Consider the following 15,599-nt stretch of genomic DNA (forward strand, 5'->3'; position numbering starts at 1 on the left):
GGCGATACGCCATGGGCCGGCTGGAAAGGTGGAGCCCGATGCTCACTTTCGACACCGTGATCGAGCTGGGCGGCAAGACCGCCACGGGGTTCCGGGTGCCCGCGCGGGTGGTGGAAGAGCTCGGCAGTGGCAGGAAACCCCGGGTTTGCTCCGGCCGCATGCGTATATCGGTGACCCCCGAGGTGCGAGTGGATGACGGCGACGGCTGCTGTCGCGGCGACAATGGCCCGGCGCACGCGCGAGAACCGAAGGAGAGTGGATGACCGACCGGCTCGAGCGATCGGTGATATCGGAGCGACCGGGGTCGCCGCGGCGGCAGCAGCGGCGACGGGCCGTGCTCGCATCGTTTTTCGCATTGCTGCTCACGCCGGTGGCGATCGGAATCGCCGCGAACGGCGCCGTCCTCGCCGGGCGGTGGTGGGATGCCGCCGATCGATGGCTCGCGCCCGCGCAGTCGGTCCTCGGTGCGCTGTTGTTATCGGTGGTCGCGGGATCCGCGATCTATGTCCCGGCCGCGGCCCTGACCGCGGGACTGGTGTGGGGGATCGTCCCCGCAATCGTGCAGATCGCCGCCCCCGCGAGCACCTACCGCCTGATCTCGGCTGTACCCGGACTGCCCGCCGAACTGAGTCGCGTCCTGCACAGCTGGTTGTCCAGTGGGGTGATCCTGCTCTTCGGCGTCCTGTTGTGCGGGATCGGGGCCGTCGCACTGCTGCGGAAGCGGTACGCCGGCTGAGTATCGGTTCGAGCGAGGGCCGGCCCGCTCCACGGCCGGCCGACAGCCCACCCGGGGCTTGCGGTAAGACCCCGGTGTTCCCGCATACTCGTCGGCCGAAGCCGTAACCTGCAGAAACTGGAGCGGCGAGGTGGGCGTTGTCATCGACGACCCGGTGCGCCGGAACATGACAGACTGCGAGAGGAGTGGCCGGTGGCGGACACCGAGGTGATCATCGTGGGCGCGGGGCCGGCCGGTCTGATGCTGGCCGCCGAACTGCGCCTGGCGGGCATTCGGCCGCTGGTGCTGGAGCGTCACCCCGAGCATCGCGACACACACAAGGCCAACGGTCTCGGTGGGCAGATCCTGGAACTGCTGCGCTACCGGGGTTTGCTGGAGCGACTGGAAGCGGCCGCGACCGGTCCGAGCCATCCGGCTCCCCGATATCCGTTCGGCGATGTGCACCTGGACTTCTCGGGTCTGGCGGAGCCCCCGCTCCGGGGCCTGACCCTGCCGCAACCGCAACTCGAGCGGCTGCTCGCCGAACACGCGGGCGAACTCGGCGCCGAGGTCCGCCGCGGTCACGAAGTGGTGGGGGTGAGCCAGGACGCCGAGACGGTGACCGCGCAGGTACGCGGCCCGGACGGCACCTACCCGGTGACGGCCGCCTACCTGGTGGGCTGCGACGGTGGGCACAGCCGGGTTCGTGAGATGGCGGGTATCGCGTTCCCGGGCCTCACCTATCCCGAGGTCAACCGGCTGGGCCAGGTCACGCTGCCCGATTCGGTCATCCGGCTCGACAACGGTGACCTCGAAGTCCCCGGACCGGGCCGGATCGGTGCGGGCTTCACCCGGACCGACCACGGTGTATTCGGATTCGGGCCGCTCACCGACGAGGTCCTGCTCGTCCTGACCACCGAGACCGACCCCACCGAAATCGACGACGAGCCGATGAGCCTGACCGAGTTCCAGGACAGTATTCGGCGCGTACTCGGTGCGGACCTCCCACTGGGTGAGGTGATCCGGCTGTCGCGCTACCAGTTCCAGGCGCGGCAGGCCGAGCGATACCGCGACGGGCGGATCCTGCTGGCCGGTGACGCGGCCCATCTGTTCCCCGCCACGGGCGTGGGACTCAACGCGGGCATGCTCGACACGGTCGATCTGGCCTGGAAGCTGGCCGCCGATATCGACGGCTGGGCACCGGCCGGCCTGCTGGACACCTACCACGAGGAACGGCACTACGCCGGCGCCCGCACGCTGCTCCAAACCCAGGCTCAGGTAGCGCTGCGGCGGGACGAGGACCCGGCCGCCCGAGCGCTGCGCGAGGTGTTCCTGGAACTGCTCGTCGACGAGCAGCCGCTGCGCCGCCTGGGATCTCTCATCGCCGGGACCGATCTCCGCTACCCGATGCCCAATCCCAACCAGCACCCGTTGACCGGCACTTTCGCGCCGGATCTGACCCTGCGGATCGATCAGCGGGTCACCAGCGTCGCCGAACTGATGCCCGCCGCACGTCCTGTCCTGCTCGATCTCGCCGACCGTCCGGAACTCCGCGAGATCGCCGACGAGTGGGCGGGACGGGTCGACATCCGCACTGCCGAAACCGACGCCCGCCCGGCCGACGCCCTACTGATCCGGCCGGACGCCCATATCGCCTGGGCCGCGACGGTCGGCGAGCCCGGCGGCATCGCCGCGCTCGCATTGCGTGAGGCGCTCTCGTATTGGTTCGGGGAGCCGGTGAAAACCACAGTGCCCCTGAGCGATCGGCCGACCTGACCTGCTCGGGGGGTGAGTACCGGGTGACCTCTGCAGTCGGAACGGCGAGAGGCCGGGCGAGGAAGCGATCCCCGCCCGGCGCGCCCGAACAGCGGCTGAGCAAGTTCCCGTTCAGCCCTTGACGCAGAGCACCTGCCGCAGCGTCGCCACCACATCGACCAGATCGCGCTGGGCGTCGATCACCTCGTCGATGTTCTTGTACGCGGCCGGGATCTCGTCCACCACGCCCGCGTCCTTGCGCGATTCCACACCCTCGGTCTGGGCGATCAGATCCCGGACGGTGAACTGCCGCTTGGCCGCGTTGCGGCTCATCCGGCGGCCCGCGCCGTGCGAGGCGGACTGGAACGACGCCGGGTTGCCCTTACCGCGCACCACATAGGAGCGGGTACCCATCGAACCCGGGATCAGCGCCATATCTCCCGCGCCCGCCCGGACCGCGCCCTTACGGGTCACCAGCATCGGAATCCCGTCGATCTTCTCCTCCGCGACATAGTTGTGGTGGCAGGAGATCGGCGTATCGAAGCACACCTCCCGGGTCGGGAACTGGTCCCGCACCGCCTGGGATACCAGTGCGAGCATGACTGCGCGGTTGCGCGCCGCGTACTCCTGGGCCCAGGTGAGATCGCGCCGGTAGGCCGCCATCTCCGGGGTGTTCGCCAAGAACACCGCCAGATCGCGGTCGACCAGATTCCGGTTGTGCGGCAGTCCGCGGGCCACGGCCATATGGCGCTCGGCCAGTTCCTTGCCGATATTGCGGCTGCCCGAATGCAACAGGATCCACACTTGATCGTCCTGGTCCAGGCACACCTCGATGAAATGATTTCCGCCGCCCAGCGAACCCATCTGCTTGTGCGCCTTGGATTCCCGCGGCGCCACGGCCTCGTCGAGGTCGCCGAAGGCCGACCAGAACCGGTCCCAGCCGGTGCGCAGGGTCGTGGTGGCGACGCCGGACGGGCCGGGCGCCAGCTTGCGCACCTGTACCGGGTGCTGATGCGCGGCGAAACCGACCGGCACCGCCGCCTCGATCGCCGAACGCAGCGCTCGCAGATCGTCGGGGAGGTCGGCGGCGGTCAGGTCGGTGCGCACGCTCTCCATCCCGCACCCGATATCGACTCCTACGGCGGCCGGTGCGACCGCGTCGCGCATGGCGATCACCGAACCGACCGTGGCGCCCTTCCCGAGGTGCACATCCGGCATGACACGGACGCCGTGGACCCATTCCAGCCGCGCGATATTGCGCAGCTGTTGCAACGCCGCGTCGTCGATCTCGTGCTCGTCGGCCCACATCAACGTCCGTGCCCGGGTTCCGGACAGCTCGACGGGAAACATTGTCTCGACCCTTCTATTCGGAGCGGACCGTTGTCCGCCGCCGTAATTCACGGTAGGCCGCGGCAAACCGAATAGCATTCGAATTTCCGGTGCGGCTCACGTTCCGGCGGCCAGGATGGAATCGATATCGGCGCGCACGGGAATGGAGGCGCTGGCGCCGAGCGCCGTCGTGGCCAGCGCGCCCGCGGCACAGGCGAAACGCAGCGCCTCCGCCGGGCCGCGCGACCATCGGACAGCGAGGGCGCCGGTGAAGGTATCGCCCGCGCCGGTGGTGTCCACCACCTCGACCGCCGGCCCGGCCACGCTGGTCCACGCGCCGTCGGGCCCGCGATGGCGGGCACCGTCGGCACCGAGGGTGACCACCACATGCGGCACCGGACCGAGCGCGCCGCCCAAGTGCTCGGCCTCGCCCCGGTTCACCACCGCCACATCCACGTGGCGCCACAGATCATCGGAAAGACGCTGTACCGGGGAAGGGTTCACAATCACGGTGGTGGCGTTGTCGCGGGCGTGCCGTACCGCCGACTCGATGGTCGGCACCGGGATCTCGAGCTGGCACAGCAGGATGTCGGCGGCGGCGACGGCGGCCAGATCCGCGGCGCCGAGGCCGGTCATCCCGGTATTGGCGCCGCCGACCACGATGATGGTGTTCTCGCCACCGTCGTCGACGACGATCGAGGCGATGCCGCTCGGACCGTCGATCGTGCGCAGCCCGGTGGTGTCGACCCCGGATCCGGTGAGCACCGCGCGCAATTGCGGTGCGAACACATCGGTGCCGATCGCGCCGAGGAACATCACCCGCCCGCCCGCCCGGCTCGCCGCGATCGCCTGGTTGGCGCCCTTCCCGCCCGGCACCATGGCGAAGCCGCGGCCCAGTACCGTTTCACCGGGCGCGGGGCGGCGCTCGGTGGTGGTCACCAGATCCATATTGATGCTGCCGAGGACGGCTATCAGGGGAGCGGTCACGGGGTAGAACATAGTGGGCGCCGGCCCGGTAAAAGCGGTTTTCCCGGTGCGTAGGCTGTACTGCATGACGGTAGAGACCACCGCTGATTTCGATATGCGCGCGGCCGTGCACGAGGCCGCCCGGCGGGCCCGGGTCGCTTCCCGGGTGCTCGCCCAGCTCACCACCGCCCAGAAGAACGAGGCCCTGCACGCCGCCGCCGACGCGCTGCTGGCCGCCGCCGACACCGTCCTGGAAGCCAACGGCGAGGATCTCGTCGCCGCGAAGTCGGCGGGAACCGAGGATTCGCTGCTGGACCGGCTACGGCTGACCAAGGACCGGATCGACGGGATCGCCTCGGGCCTGCGTCAAGTGGCCGCCCTGCCCGACCCGGTGGGTGTCGTGGAGCGCGGGTCCACACTGCCCAACGCGCTGGAGATCCGGCAGATCCGGGTGCCGCTCGGTGTGGTCGGCATGGTCTACGAGGCACGGCCGAACGTCACCGTCGATGCGTTCGGTCTGACCCTGAAATCGGGGAACGCGGCACTATTGCGCGGGTCGTCCTCGGCGGCCCGATCGAACGCGGCGCTGGTCGCGGTGATCCGCGCGGCGCTGACCGCGGTGGAGCTTCCGGCCGACGCGGTGCAACTGCTGCCGAGCTCGGACCGCTCCAGCGTGCTCCATCTGATCCAAGCCCGCGGGCTGGTGGACGTGGTGATCCCGCGCGGCGGGGCCGGTCTGATCAACGCCGTGGTGCGCGACGCCCAGGTCCCGACCATCGAGACCGGAACCGGCAACTGCCACGTCTACGTGCACTCGGGCGCCGACCTGGATATGGCCGAAGAGATCCTGATCAACGCCAAGACCCGCCGTCCCAGTGTGTGCAACGCCGCCGAAACGGTGCTGATCGACGCCGCCATCGCCGATACCGCGGTCCCGCGGCTGGCCCGGGCGCTCGCCGACAAGGGGGTCACTCTGCACGGTGATCTCGACGGAATGGTGCCGGCCACCGACAAGGACTGGGGCGAGGAGTACCTGACCCTGGATATCGCGGTGAAGGTCGTCGACGATCTCGACGCCGCGGTAGAGCACATCAACACCTGGGGTACCGGACACACCGAGGCCATCGTCACCGGCGAATTGGCCGCGGCCGACGAATTCACCCGCCGGGTCGACGCCGCGGCCGTGATGGTGAACGCGTCCACCGCGTTCACCGACGGCGAGCAGTTCGGGTTCGGCGCAGAGATCGGCATCTCCACCCAGAAGCTGCACGCTCGCGGACCGATGGGGCTGCCGGAACTCACTTCGTCCAAATGGGTGGTCCGGGGCTCGGGTCAGATCCGGGCTGTGTAATTTGCGCCGCCTGCGGCGGCGCGGGTCGGGGCCCTCGTTAACCCCGGTTCTTCACTCCGGCACTCAGTCGCTGCGCTCCTTCGCTCTGTCGCTCCAGAACCGGGGCGGGCCCCGACTGTGTTTGTTTGCCCCGCCTGCGGCGGGGCGGGTCGGGGCCCTCGTCAACCCCGGTTCTTCACTCCGGCACTCAGTCGCTGCGCTCCTTCGCTCTGTCGCTCCAGAACCGGGGCGGGCCCCGACTGTGGAAGTCGGCTATTCGGCAGGAGCGTTCGGGGTGTGGGGTCGGGGTCCTGGCGATTCCTGGTTTCGGCTGCACGTGCTCAGCGGCTGGGCGCTGTCGCTGCGGAGCGGGGCAGTCCTGGCCGTCGGGGTCGATCATCCGTAGGGCGTGAGTGGGCGGTGGGCTGGGTCTCTTGGCTCCGGGGGACGAGGCCCAGCACACCGGTGCCCGGTAGCGTGGGGTGGGAGAGTTCGACGGAAGGACGGCCCCATGGAACCCGCGAGTTCCCCCACCCCGCCGGTTCAGGAGCCGATCTTCACATCGGTCGACGATGTGCTGCGTCGCCTCGCCGACACCGGGTACCTGGCCGACAAGGCCACCGCGACGTCGGTCTTCCTGGCCGACCGCCTCGGCAAACCGCTGCTCATCGAGGGACCGGCGGGAGTCGGGAAAACCGAGCTGGCCCGCGCCGTCGCGCAGACCGCGGGCGCCGAGCTGGTGCGGTTGCAGTGCTACGAAGGCGTGGACGAGGCGCGGGCGCTCTACGAATGGAACCACGCCAAGCAGATCCTGCGGATCCAGGCGTCCAGTGAGAACGACTGGGCCGAAACCAAGGCCGATGTCTTCACCGAGGAATTCCTGCTGTCGCGTCCGCTGCTCACCGCGATCCGGCGTACCGACCCGACGGTCCTGCTCATCGACGAAACCGATAAAGCCGATGTGGAGATCGAGGGACTGCTGCTGGAAGTGCTCAGCGATTTCGCGGTGACCGTTCCGGAGCTCGGCACCATCACCGCGGCCCGCACCCCGTTCGTGGTCCTGACCTCCAACGCCACCCGCGAGCTGTCCGAGGCGCTCAAACGGCGCTGCCTCTACCTGCATCTGGACTTCCCGGACGAAGACCTGGAGCGGCGGATCCTGGCGAGCCGAGTGCCCGAGCTCCCGCAGGCGGTCGCCACCCAGCTCGTGCGGATCGTGCATGTACTGCGCGGGATGCAGTTGAAGAAGCTGCCCTCGGTCGCCGAATCGATCGACTGGGCCCGCACTCTGCTCGCGCTCGGCCACACCGATCTCGACGACGCCACCGTGCGCGACACTCTCGGCGTGGTGCTCAAACACCGCAGTGACCATCAGCGTGCGCTGGCGGAACTGAAACCGGCCTGACGTGGTGGTCACCGAGGACCAGCCGCCGGCCCCGCACGGTTTGCCGGGGCATCTGGTCGGTTTCGTGGAGGCGCTGCGCGCGCGGGGGATACCGGTGGGACCCTCCGAAACCGTCGACGCGGGGCGAGTCCTGTCGGTGCTGGACCTCATGGACCGGGAAGCGGTGCGGGAAGGGCTGGCCTGCGCCCTGCTGCGGCGCGGCACCCATCGCGGCACTTACGACGGGTTGTTCGACCTGTGGTTCCCGGTCGCGATCGGTGAACGCAGCGCCGCGGCGGATGTCGAGATCCCGTACCGGGAGGACGGCCGGGTCGACGTCCCCGAACTGCGCAGGATGCTGGCCGAAATGCTCGCCGACGAGGGTTCCGGGGCCCAGCAGGCGCTGATGGCCGCGCAGCTGGTGGAACAGCTGGGCCAGTACCAGTCGGCGCGCGGCGCGTCCTTCTCGTCGTACCAGGCGCTCAAGGAGGTGCAGCCGCAGACGCTGCTCGCACAGATCCTGGCGGCGATGGCCACCCCGGGTATGAGCGATTTCGACACCGAGATCGCGCGCCGCGCCGGCCGGGCCCGGATCGAGAAGTTCCGTCGCACCGTGGAGGCCGAGACCCGGCGGCGGGTGGCCGAACGGATCGGACGCGAGCGGGTCGCCTCTTACGGGGTGGCCCGGCAGGCCGAGGAAGTGGATTTCCTGCGCGCTTCGCAGGCCGAACTGGCCGAGTTGAAGCGCAGCACGCAGCGACTGGCGCGGATTCTGGCGTCGCGGCTGGCGGTGCGCCGGCGGCACGCCAAACGCGGCGAGATAGATCTGCGCAAAACTCTGCGCAAATCCATGTCCACCGGCGGCGTCCCGATCGGCCTGGTCAACCGCAAACCCCGGCCCGGCCGCCCGGAGCTGGTCCTGCTGTGCGATGTCTCGGGGTCGGTCGCGGGATTCAGTAATTTCACGCTTCTGCTGGTCAGCGCGCTGCGGGAGCAGTTCTCGAAGGTCCGGATCTTCGCGTTCGTGGACCACACCGACGAGGTCACCAGGTTCTTCGATCCGCACACGCCGCTGGACGAGGCCATGCAGCGGATCTTCGCCGAGGCCGATATCGTCGGCTTCAACGGCCACTCCGACTACGGCAGCGCGCTGACGAGTTTCGCCGACGAGTTCCCCGACGCGGTCACCAGCCGCAGTTCACTGCTCATCCTGGGTGACGCGCGCACGAACTATCGCGACCCCGAGCTCGCCACCCTGGGCGGACTGGTCGAGGTCGCCAAGCACGCGCACTGGCTCAATCCCGAACCGCGCTCGAACTGGGGGTCCGGCGACTCCGCCGCCGACCGGTATCAGCGGGTCATCGAGATGCACGAATGCCGGTCCGCCGCCCAGCTCACCGCCGTGGTCTCCCGGTTGCTGCCGGTCTGATGCGCTACCTCGGCCGCCGCGGTCCACAGGCAAACCCCGCAGACGAAGGCTGATCGGCCGGAAGGGACCGGTGGCCGACCCGTTAAGCTCGACACTCATGCGCGGAACAGGCCAGGGCGGACTCAAGCTGGGGGTGATGGGCGGGACCTTCGATCCCATCCACCACGGTCACCTGGTCGCGGCCAGTGAGGTCGCGCATCGGTTCGACCTCGACGAAGTTATCTTCGTACCCACCGGCCAGCCGTGGCAGAAGTCGGACCGGGAAGTCAGCCCCGCCGAGGACCGGTATCTGATGACGGTGATCGCCACCGCGTCCAATCCGCGGTTCTCGGTCAGCCGGGCCGATGTCGAGCGCAGCAAGGTCACCTACACCGTGGACACCTTGCGCGATCTGCACGCCCAGTACCCCGGCGCCGAGCTGTACTTCATCACCGGGGCGGATGCGCTGGGCAGCATCCTCACCTGGCAGGATTGGGCCGAACTGTTCGAGCTCGCGAAATTCGTGGGCGTCAGCCGGCCGGGGTACGAGTTGAACATCGACCATCTCGCCGAGCATCTGCGGGGTATGCCCGAGGGCGCCGTCACGATGATAGAGATCCCCGCGCTGGCGATCTCGTCGAGCGAATGCCGCCGCCGCGCGGCCGAGGGGCGGCCGGTCTGGTACCTCGTACCGGACGGGGTCGTGCAATACATATCGAAGCGGCACCTGTATGTGCCGGCCGGAGCGGAAGGTAGTGGAAGTGTGAACGAGGTGCTGGCATGAGCGCGAGTCACCCGGAGACGGCGGCCTGCGTGACCGCCGACGGCGGAGCCCGGTCGTCCGCAGGGGGTGCGGCGTGACCGCATCGGCCGAGGCGGTGCAGCTCGCGACCCTCGCGGCCCTGGCCGCGGACGAGAAACTGGCCGCCGATGTGGTCGTGCTGGACGTCTCCGAACAATTGATCATCACCGACTGCTTCGTGATCGGTTCGGCGCCGAACGAGCGCCAGGTGAACGCCATCGTCGATAATGTCGAAGAGAAACTGCGCGCGGCCGGCCACAAACCGGTACGCCGGGAAGGGACCCGCGAGGGCCGCTGGGCACTCTTGGACTATGTCGACGTGGTGGTGCACATCCAGCACAACGACGAACGTAATTTCTATGCGCTGGAACGGTTGTGGAAAGACTGCCCCACCGTTGCGGTCGAGGGGATCGGCGCGGCACCGCCCGCCGGAGAAGAAAGACCTGGAGATACCGAGTGACACAGAAAACCGGTGCGCGCACCCTGATCCTGTTGCGCCACGGGCAGACCGAATGGAACGCCAACGACCGGATGCAGGGGCAGATCGACACCGATCTCACCGATCTGGGCCGTCGGCAGGCGAAAGAGGCGGCACGGGAACTGGTTTCCCACAAAGCCGTCGGTCTCGTCGCCTCCGACCTCACACGCGCGTACGACACCGCGCTGGCCCTGTCCGAGCATTCCGGCCTCGAGATCGTCCGCGAGCCGCGGCTGCGGGAAACCCATCTCGGCGACTGGCAGGGAATGGGTGATGTGGAAGTCGATTCCCGCTATCCCGGCGCCCGGCTGGAATGGCGGATGGACGCGACGTTCACCCCGCCCGGCGGCGAATCCAAACTGGAGGTCGGCGCCCGGGCACTACCCGTCGTACAGGAACTCTTCGCCGAGCGGCAGGATTGGCCCGGCGCCACTATGATTCTCGTGGCGCACGGCGGGCTGATCGCCGCGCTCACGGCCGCGCTGCTCGACCTGCCGCCCCGGAACTGGCCGGCCCTCGGGGGCCTGGCCAACGCCAGTTGGGTGCAGCTGAGCAGCCACGGCCCGAGCCTCGAGAAGCCCGGCTGGCGTCTCGATGTGTGGAACGCAGCGGCGAAAGTAGCACCCGATGTCATCTGAAGATCTGAACCGGCAGATTCCCGACGAACTGTTCCAGCGGGTTTCCGCGAAACCGGAACGCGCTCTGCCCGACGCGCTGTTCGGCCCGGTCGAACAGGACCCGGGCCCCGCGGACGCCGACGACACCGAACCCGCCGACGAAGGCGATGTTCGGAAGGCAGTCTGATCACCAGGAGGATTCCGTAGTGACATCCACGTCGGAGGGCGCGAGCGCGCCGGATTCCGGGGTCGAGCCGCAGCCGTCCGGCCCGGAGCAGGGTTCGGCAGCGGAGTCCGGTCCCGCGGCGCGGCCGGGTCCGGTCGTGGAAGTCACCGGGACAGCGGAGGCGCCGGTGCGGGCTGTCGCGGGCGCGGCCCCCTCGGCGGATTCCGAGGATGCGCGGCCGGTACTGCTGGTGATCGCCGATTCGCTGTCGTATTTCGGCCCCAAGGGTGGCCTCCCGGCCGATCATCCGCGGATCTGGCCGAATCTGGTGGCGGCCGAACTCGGTTGGGATGTCGAGCTCGTCGGTCGTATCGGCTGGACCTGCCGCGACGCCTACTGGGCGTTGATCGGCGACCCGCGCGTCTGGGCGGCGGTGCCGCGTGCGGGCGCGGTGGTCTTCGCGGTGGGTGGAATGGACTCGCTGCCCTCGCCGCTGCCCACCGCGCTCCGGGAGCTCATCCGCTACGTCCGGCCCTCGGGTCTGCGGCGCGTAGTGCGTTCGGTGTACCAGTGGATCCAGCCCCGGGCCGCGAAACTCGGCCGTCCCGTCGCGCTGCCACCCGAGGTGAGCGTCGATTACCTGGAACAGTGCCGGACGGCGCTGGCGCACTTGCGGCCCGAACTGCCCGTGGTGGCGGTACTGCCGTCGGTGCACGATTGCGCGGCCTACGGCCGGGTGCACAGCGGCCGCGAGCCGGCGGTCCGGGCACTCGAGGCGTGGTCGGCGCGGACCGGTGTGCCGCTGGTGGATCTGAAGGCGGCCGTCCACGACAACATCTTCTCCGGCGACGCCAACCCGGACGGGATCCACTGGGGCTGGGACGGGCACACCGAGGTCGCCAGGGCAATGATGAAAACACTGCAAGAGGTCGGGTGAGGTGTGGCGGTCGTAGTCGTCACCGATTCGTCCGCCAGCCTGCCCGCGGGACTGATCGGCGAGCTGGGTATCCAGGTGGTGCCCCTGCACGTCCTGGTGGGTGATCGGGCGATTCGGGAAGGCGTCGACGACGTCGCCATCGATTACGCCTCGGATTCGGTGACCACATCCGGGCCGTCGCCGGGGGAACTCCACCGCGCCTACACCGATGCCCTGGCCCGCAGCGGCGGCGACGGCGTGGTGGCGGTCCATCTGTCCCGGCAGCTGTCGGCGACCTGGGAGTCCGGTCGGCAGGCTGTTCAGGAGATGGACGCCGGTGTGCCGGTGCGGCTGGTGGATTCGCTCGGGGCGGGTCTGGCGACCGGGTTCCCCGCGCTGGCCGCGGCACGGTGCGCGGCCGCCGGTGGTGCGCTGGAGGCGGTGTACCGCGCGGCTGTTCGCGCCGCGGAGAGTTCGCGCACCTTCTTCATGGTGAACCGCACCGAACAGTTGCGGCGCGGCGGTCGGCTCAGCACCGCGGCCGGATTCTTCGGCAGCGAACTGGTGAGCAAGCCGGTTCTGCAGCTGGTGCAGGGGCGGCTGGAGTTGCGGGACAAGGTGCGCACCCGTTCGAAGGCGTTCGCGAAGCTGATCGCGGCGGCCGAGGAAGCCGCGGGTGCCGGAGCGGCCGCGGTGGGCGTGCAGCATCTGGGCGCGGCCGAAGCCGCCGAGACGGTGACAGCTCAGCTGCGGGAGCGTATTCCGCAGATCGCGGAGGTTCTCACGGCCGAGTTCGGGCCCGCCCTCGCCGTACATCTCGGCGTCGGCGCGATCGGCGTGCTGGTGCTTCCCGGTGGGTGCGGCTGACCGGTCACCTCGGACGTGCGCGGTGGTTGTGCACAGGTCCGTGTTGTACACAGCTTTATCGAATCGCCTGATCGGCAGGATCTTCCGATCCTGTCCCGGGCCTAATGTCGCGAGCATGGCACGAGACGACGAGCGGGAACGGGTACGCAGGCAACTGGGCGGGCATCTCGGCGCCCCTCCGCGCAGCGATCCGGCGAGCGGGGCGCGGCCCTGGCCGGACGCCGCGCTCACCGACGGTGACGATGCCGTGCGCACGCCCCGATGGCTCGATGACGAGCCCGAACCGCCGGGTTGGCGAGACCGATTGATACCGGGCCGGTTCCGGGGCGCGCGCCTGGACGCCGGTCGGCGCGGCGTAGTGACCATGGCGGGTATCGCGCTACTCGCCGGACTGGTGACCGCGGTGCTGGTGCTGTGGGAACATCCTGTTGCGCAATCGGTCCCGCCGCTGCCCGCCGCGAATCCGGCGGCGCTGTCAGTGGATTCCCCACTGCCGGAAACCCCATCGACGACACCCGATTCGCCCCCGCCCCCGGCATCGCCCCCCGCATCGGCATCGGCCGAACTGGTGGTGAGCGTGGTGGGCCTGGTACACCGGGCCGGCCTCGTCCGTCTTCCGCCCGGGGCCCGGGTCGCCGACGCGATCGCGGCCGCAGGCGGTGCGTTCGACGGCGCCGATCTGGCGGGGCTCAACCTTGCCCAGCGGCTCGTCGACGGCGACCAGGTACGAGTCGGTGCGGGCGAACCCGGGTCACCGCCGGTCGGTAGCGCGACGGTCAGCGGCGGCGCGCGCGGACCGGCGTCTGCCGCGGAGCCGAACAGTGCGACACCCGCGGCCGGCATCCCGGTGGACCTGAACGCCGCCACCGAAGCCGATCTCGACGCATTGCCCGGGGTCGGGCCGGTCACCGCGAAAGCCATCGTCGCCTGGCGCGAAACGAACGGCCGGTTCACCGATGTGGAACAGCTCGCCGAAGTAGACGGTATCGGCCCCACCCGGTTGGCCCGGCTTCGCGCGCTGGTGACGGTGTGATCGGGCCGCGCCGCCACGACCAGCGCAGCCGGTTCCCCTGGTGGTCGGTGCATACGGCGGCCCAGCAGGTTCGCCGGTGACCGGTTCAGCGGACACGGGGTCTCGTCGACGGGCCGGTGGAAGGGAACCGGCGAACAGTTCACAGCCGGTGCTGGACGCCCGCTTGCTCCCGGCGGCCCTCACCTGCTGGTCGGTGACGATCCTGGCGGTGGGCGCGGGCTGGGTCGCCGGGGTCGTCGTCGCGCTCGCACTGGTGGTGATCGCGTTCGCGGCCTGGGTACTGCTGTGGACCGGAATCGCGCATCGCAGCGAGCGGGGCCGGGTCGTCGCCGTGGCGGTGCTGGGGACCGCGGTGATCGGATCGGGGTTCGCGGTGGCCGGCGCCTGGCGGGAACACCAGGTGAGCGTTCATCCGCTCCGCGCGGTGCCCGCCGCCGCGACGGTGTCGGTGGTGATGGAGCCGGTGGACGATCCGAAACCTGTGCGCAGCAGCGGTTCCGGTGCGGGCCGGCTCTGGGTGCTGCGCGGTGAGCTACGCGAATTCCGATACCGTGACCGGTCGGTGCGCGCAGGAGGCGCGGTCGTCGTCCTGGCCGCGGGGCCGCGCTGGGGTGCACTGCTGCCCGGCCGGCCGATCGCGTTCCGGGCCCGGCCCGCGCCACCGCGGCAGCACGATCTGACGGTGGTCACCCTGCTGCCGGTAGGGGGCCCGACGAGCGTGGGGCCGCTGCCGTGGTGGCAGTCCGCCGCGGATTCGGTGCGTTCCGACCTGTCCGAGGCGTCCGGCGCGGCACTGGCCCCCGATCCAGCGGGACTGCTGCCCGCACTGGTCGTCGGCGACACCTCGGCGCTCTCCGACCGGCTGCACCGGGATTTCGTCGCCGCCGGACTCCAGCATTTGACGGTCGTCAGCGGAGCGAATTTCACCGTCGTGCTCACCGCTGTTCTGTCGGCCACCCGGCTGCTCACCCTCGGCCCCCGGTCGTCCCTGCTCTGCGCCGCGGTCGCGCTGGTGTCGTTCGTGATCATCGCCCGGCCCGATCCGAGCGTGCTGCGTGCCGCCGCCATGGGATCGGTGACGCTGCTCGCCCTGCTCACCGGTCGTCGCAAACAAGCGCTACCCGCGCTGTGTGCCGCCGTCATCGGATTGCTGGCGATCCGGCCGGCGCTGGCGGTGCAGGCGGGATTCGCCCTATCGGTGCTGGCCACCGGTGCGCTGCTGCTCCTGGCCCCGAGCTGGGCCGACTATCTGCGCGACCGCGGCTGGTGGCGGCTGCCGGCCGAACTCGTCGCGGTGGCCGCGGCGGCATTCGTGGTCACCGCCCCGATCACCGTCGCCCTGTCCGGGCGGCTCAGCGGGGTCGCTGTCGTCGCGAACATCCTTGTGGCCCCGGTCATCGCCCCGATCACGATCCTCGGAGCCGTGGCCGCGGTGGCCGCGCCCTGCTGGCCCCCGCTCGCCGAAATGATCCTGCACCTCGCCGCCCCTCCGCTGTGGTGGCTGCTCCGGGTCGCCACCGAAGCCGCCGCGGTGCCCGGCTCGGTGATCACCGTCCCCGGTGGCTCATCCGGCGGGCTGGTCGCCGCCGTGATCGTCGCCGCCGGTGTCTGGGCGCTGCGGTGGTCAGGTGTCCGACGGATCGTTTTCGCGGCCGCCCTAGGTGTCCTGATCGTCCAATTCCCGCTCGCTGTCTGGCTTTCCGGCTGATATTGGGTCCGGTCGGCTGCTCATATCGGCCGGTGCGGAGCTCGGTGAAGGGCCGGCGATCATCGCGAGTCCGAATTGTGGGCACTGCGCCGTCCGGTGCGGAGGCGGCGGGAGCTTCGGCGGTC

Annotated in this window: 16 protein-coding genes; 14 read left to right on the forward strand and 2 right to left on the reverse strand. The window is 69.9% G+C overall.

Features of this window, described 5'->3' with window-relative positions; all coding sequences use genetic code 11:
• Positions 1-38 precede the first annotated feature (38 nt).
• The 3 genes from OG804_RS28880 (at position 39) to OG804_RS28890 (ending at position 2,491) form a co-directional block, all read left to right on the forward strand.
• Complete coding sequence (locus OG804_RS28880) at positions 39-263, forward strand: hypothetical protein (protein ID WP_328391789.1); 225 nt, start codon at positions 39-41, stop codon at positions 261-263.
• Positions 260-736 (forward strand): hypothetical protein, encoded by a 477-nt coding sequence (locus OG804_RS28885; protein ID WP_328391790.1) that lies wholly within the window; start codon positions 260-262, stop codon positions 734-736. The genes OG804_RS28880 and OG804_RS28885 overlap by 4 nt, the downstream gene beginning before the upstream one ends.
• Positions 737-928: 192 nt before the next feature.
• On the forward strand, positions 929-2,491 hold the full coding sequence (locus tag OG804_RS28890; RefSeq protein WP_328391791.1) for an FAD-dependent monooxygenase: 1,563 nt from the start codon (positions 929-931) through the stop codon (positions 2,489-2,491).
• 111 nt (positions 2,492-2,602) lie between these two features.
• On the opposite strand, the gene OG804_RS28895 is transcribed toward OG804_RS28890, so the two are convergent.
• Both OG804_RS28895 and OG804_RS28900 read right to left on the reverse strand, forming a co-directional pair.
• Positions 2,603-3,820, reverse strand: a complete 1,218-nt coding sequence (locus OG804_RS28895) for an RtcB family protein (RefSeq protein WP_328391792.1) — start codon at positions 3,818-3,820, stop codon at positions 2,603-2,605.
• Between the two features lie 96 nt (positions 3,821-3,916).
• Positions 3,917-4,786, reverse strand: coding sequence for a ribokinase (locus tag OG804_RS28900; RefSeq protein WP_328391793.1), 870 nt, complete (start codon positions 4,784-4,786; stop codon positions 3,917-3,919).
• A gap of 64 nt (positions 4,787-4,850) precedes the next feature.
• Between OG804_RS28900 and OG804_RS28905 the strand changes: the two genes are divergently transcribed.
• The 11 genes from OG804_RS28905 (at position 4,851) to OG804_RS28955 (ending at position 15,474) form a co-directional block, all read left to right on the forward strand.
• On the forward strand, positions 4,851-6,116 hold the full coding sequence (locus OG804_RS28905) for a glutamate-5-semialdehyde dehydrogenase (protein ID WP_328391794.1): 1,266 nt from the start codon (positions 4,851-4,853) through the stop codon (positions 6,114-6,116).
• 490 nt (positions 6,117-6,606) lie between these two features.
• Positions 6,607-7,500 (forward strand): AAA family ATPase, encoded by an 894-nt coding sequence (locus tag OG804_RS28910; protein WP_328391795.1) that lies wholly within the window; start codon positions 6,607-6,609, stop codon positions 7,498-7,500.
• A gap of 4 nt (positions 7,501-7,504) precedes the next feature.
• Complete coding sequence (locus tag OG804_RS28915; protein ID WP_328391796.1) at positions 7,505-8,908, forward strand: vWA domain-containing protein; 1,404 nt, start codon at positions 7,505-7,507, stop codon at positions 8,906-8,908.
• Between the two features lie 97 nt (positions 8,909-9,005).
• Positions 9,006-9,671 carry a nicotinate-nucleotide adenylyltransferase gene (gene nadD, locus OG804_RS28920; RefSeq protein WP_328391797.1) on the forward strand — a complete coding sequence of 222 codons (666 nt, stop codon included), beginning with the start codon at positions 9,006-9,008 and terminating at the stop codon, positions 9,669-9,671.
• Between the two features lie 73 nt (positions 9,672-9,744).
• Entirely contained in the window at positions 9,745-10,149 is a 405-nt protein-coding gene (gene rsfS, locus OG804_RS28925) for a ribosome silencing factor (RefSeq protein ID WP_328391798.1), read from the forward strand.
• A complete protein-coding gene (locus tag OG804_RS28930) occupies positions 10,146-10,805 on the forward strand; it encodes a histidine phosphatase family protein (protein WP_328391799.1) in 660 nt (219 codons plus the stop codon). The genes rsfS and OG804_RS28930 overlap by 4 nt, the downstream gene beginning before the upstream one ends.
• A complete protein-coding gene (locus tag OG804_RS28935) occupies positions 10,795-10,971 on the forward strand; it encodes a hypothetical protein (protein WP_328391800.1) in 177 nt (58 codons plus the stop codon). Before OG804_RS28930 ends, OG804_RS28935 begins: the two co-directional genes overlap by 11 nt.
• Positions 10,972-11,137: 166 nt before the next feature.
• The gene (octT, locus tag OG804_RS28940) at positions 11,138-11,887 is read left to right on the forward strand and encodes a diglucosylglycerate octanoyltransferase (RefSeq protein ID WP_328398801.1); all 750 of its coding nucleotides are present in this window, start codon (positions 11,138-11,140) and stop codon (positions 11,885-11,887) included.
• A gap of 3 nt (positions 11,888-11,890) precedes the next feature.
• A complete protein-coding gene (locus tag OG804_RS28945) occupies positions 11,891-12,733 on the forward strand; it encodes a DegV family protein (protein ID WP_328391801.1) in 843 nt (280 codons plus the stop codon).
• A gap of 115 nt (positions 12,734-12,848) precedes the next feature.
• Entirely contained in the window at positions 12,849-13,766 is a 918-nt protein-coding gene (locus OG804_RS28950; protein WP_328391802.1) for a ComEA family DNA-binding protein, read from the forward strand.
• Between the two features lie 148 nt (positions 13,767-13,914).
• A complete protein-coding gene (locus OG804_RS28955) occupies positions 13,915-15,474 on the forward strand; it encodes a ComEC/Rec2 family competence protein (RefSeq protein WP_328391803.1) in 1,560 nt (519 codons plus the stop codon).
• Positions 15,475-15,599 lie beyond the last annotated feature (125 nt).

It is taken from the genome of Nocardia sp. NBC_00416 (assembly GCF_036032445.1).
Lineage (GTDB): Bacteria > Actinomycetota > Actinomycetes > Mycobacteriales > Mycobacteriaceae > Nocardia.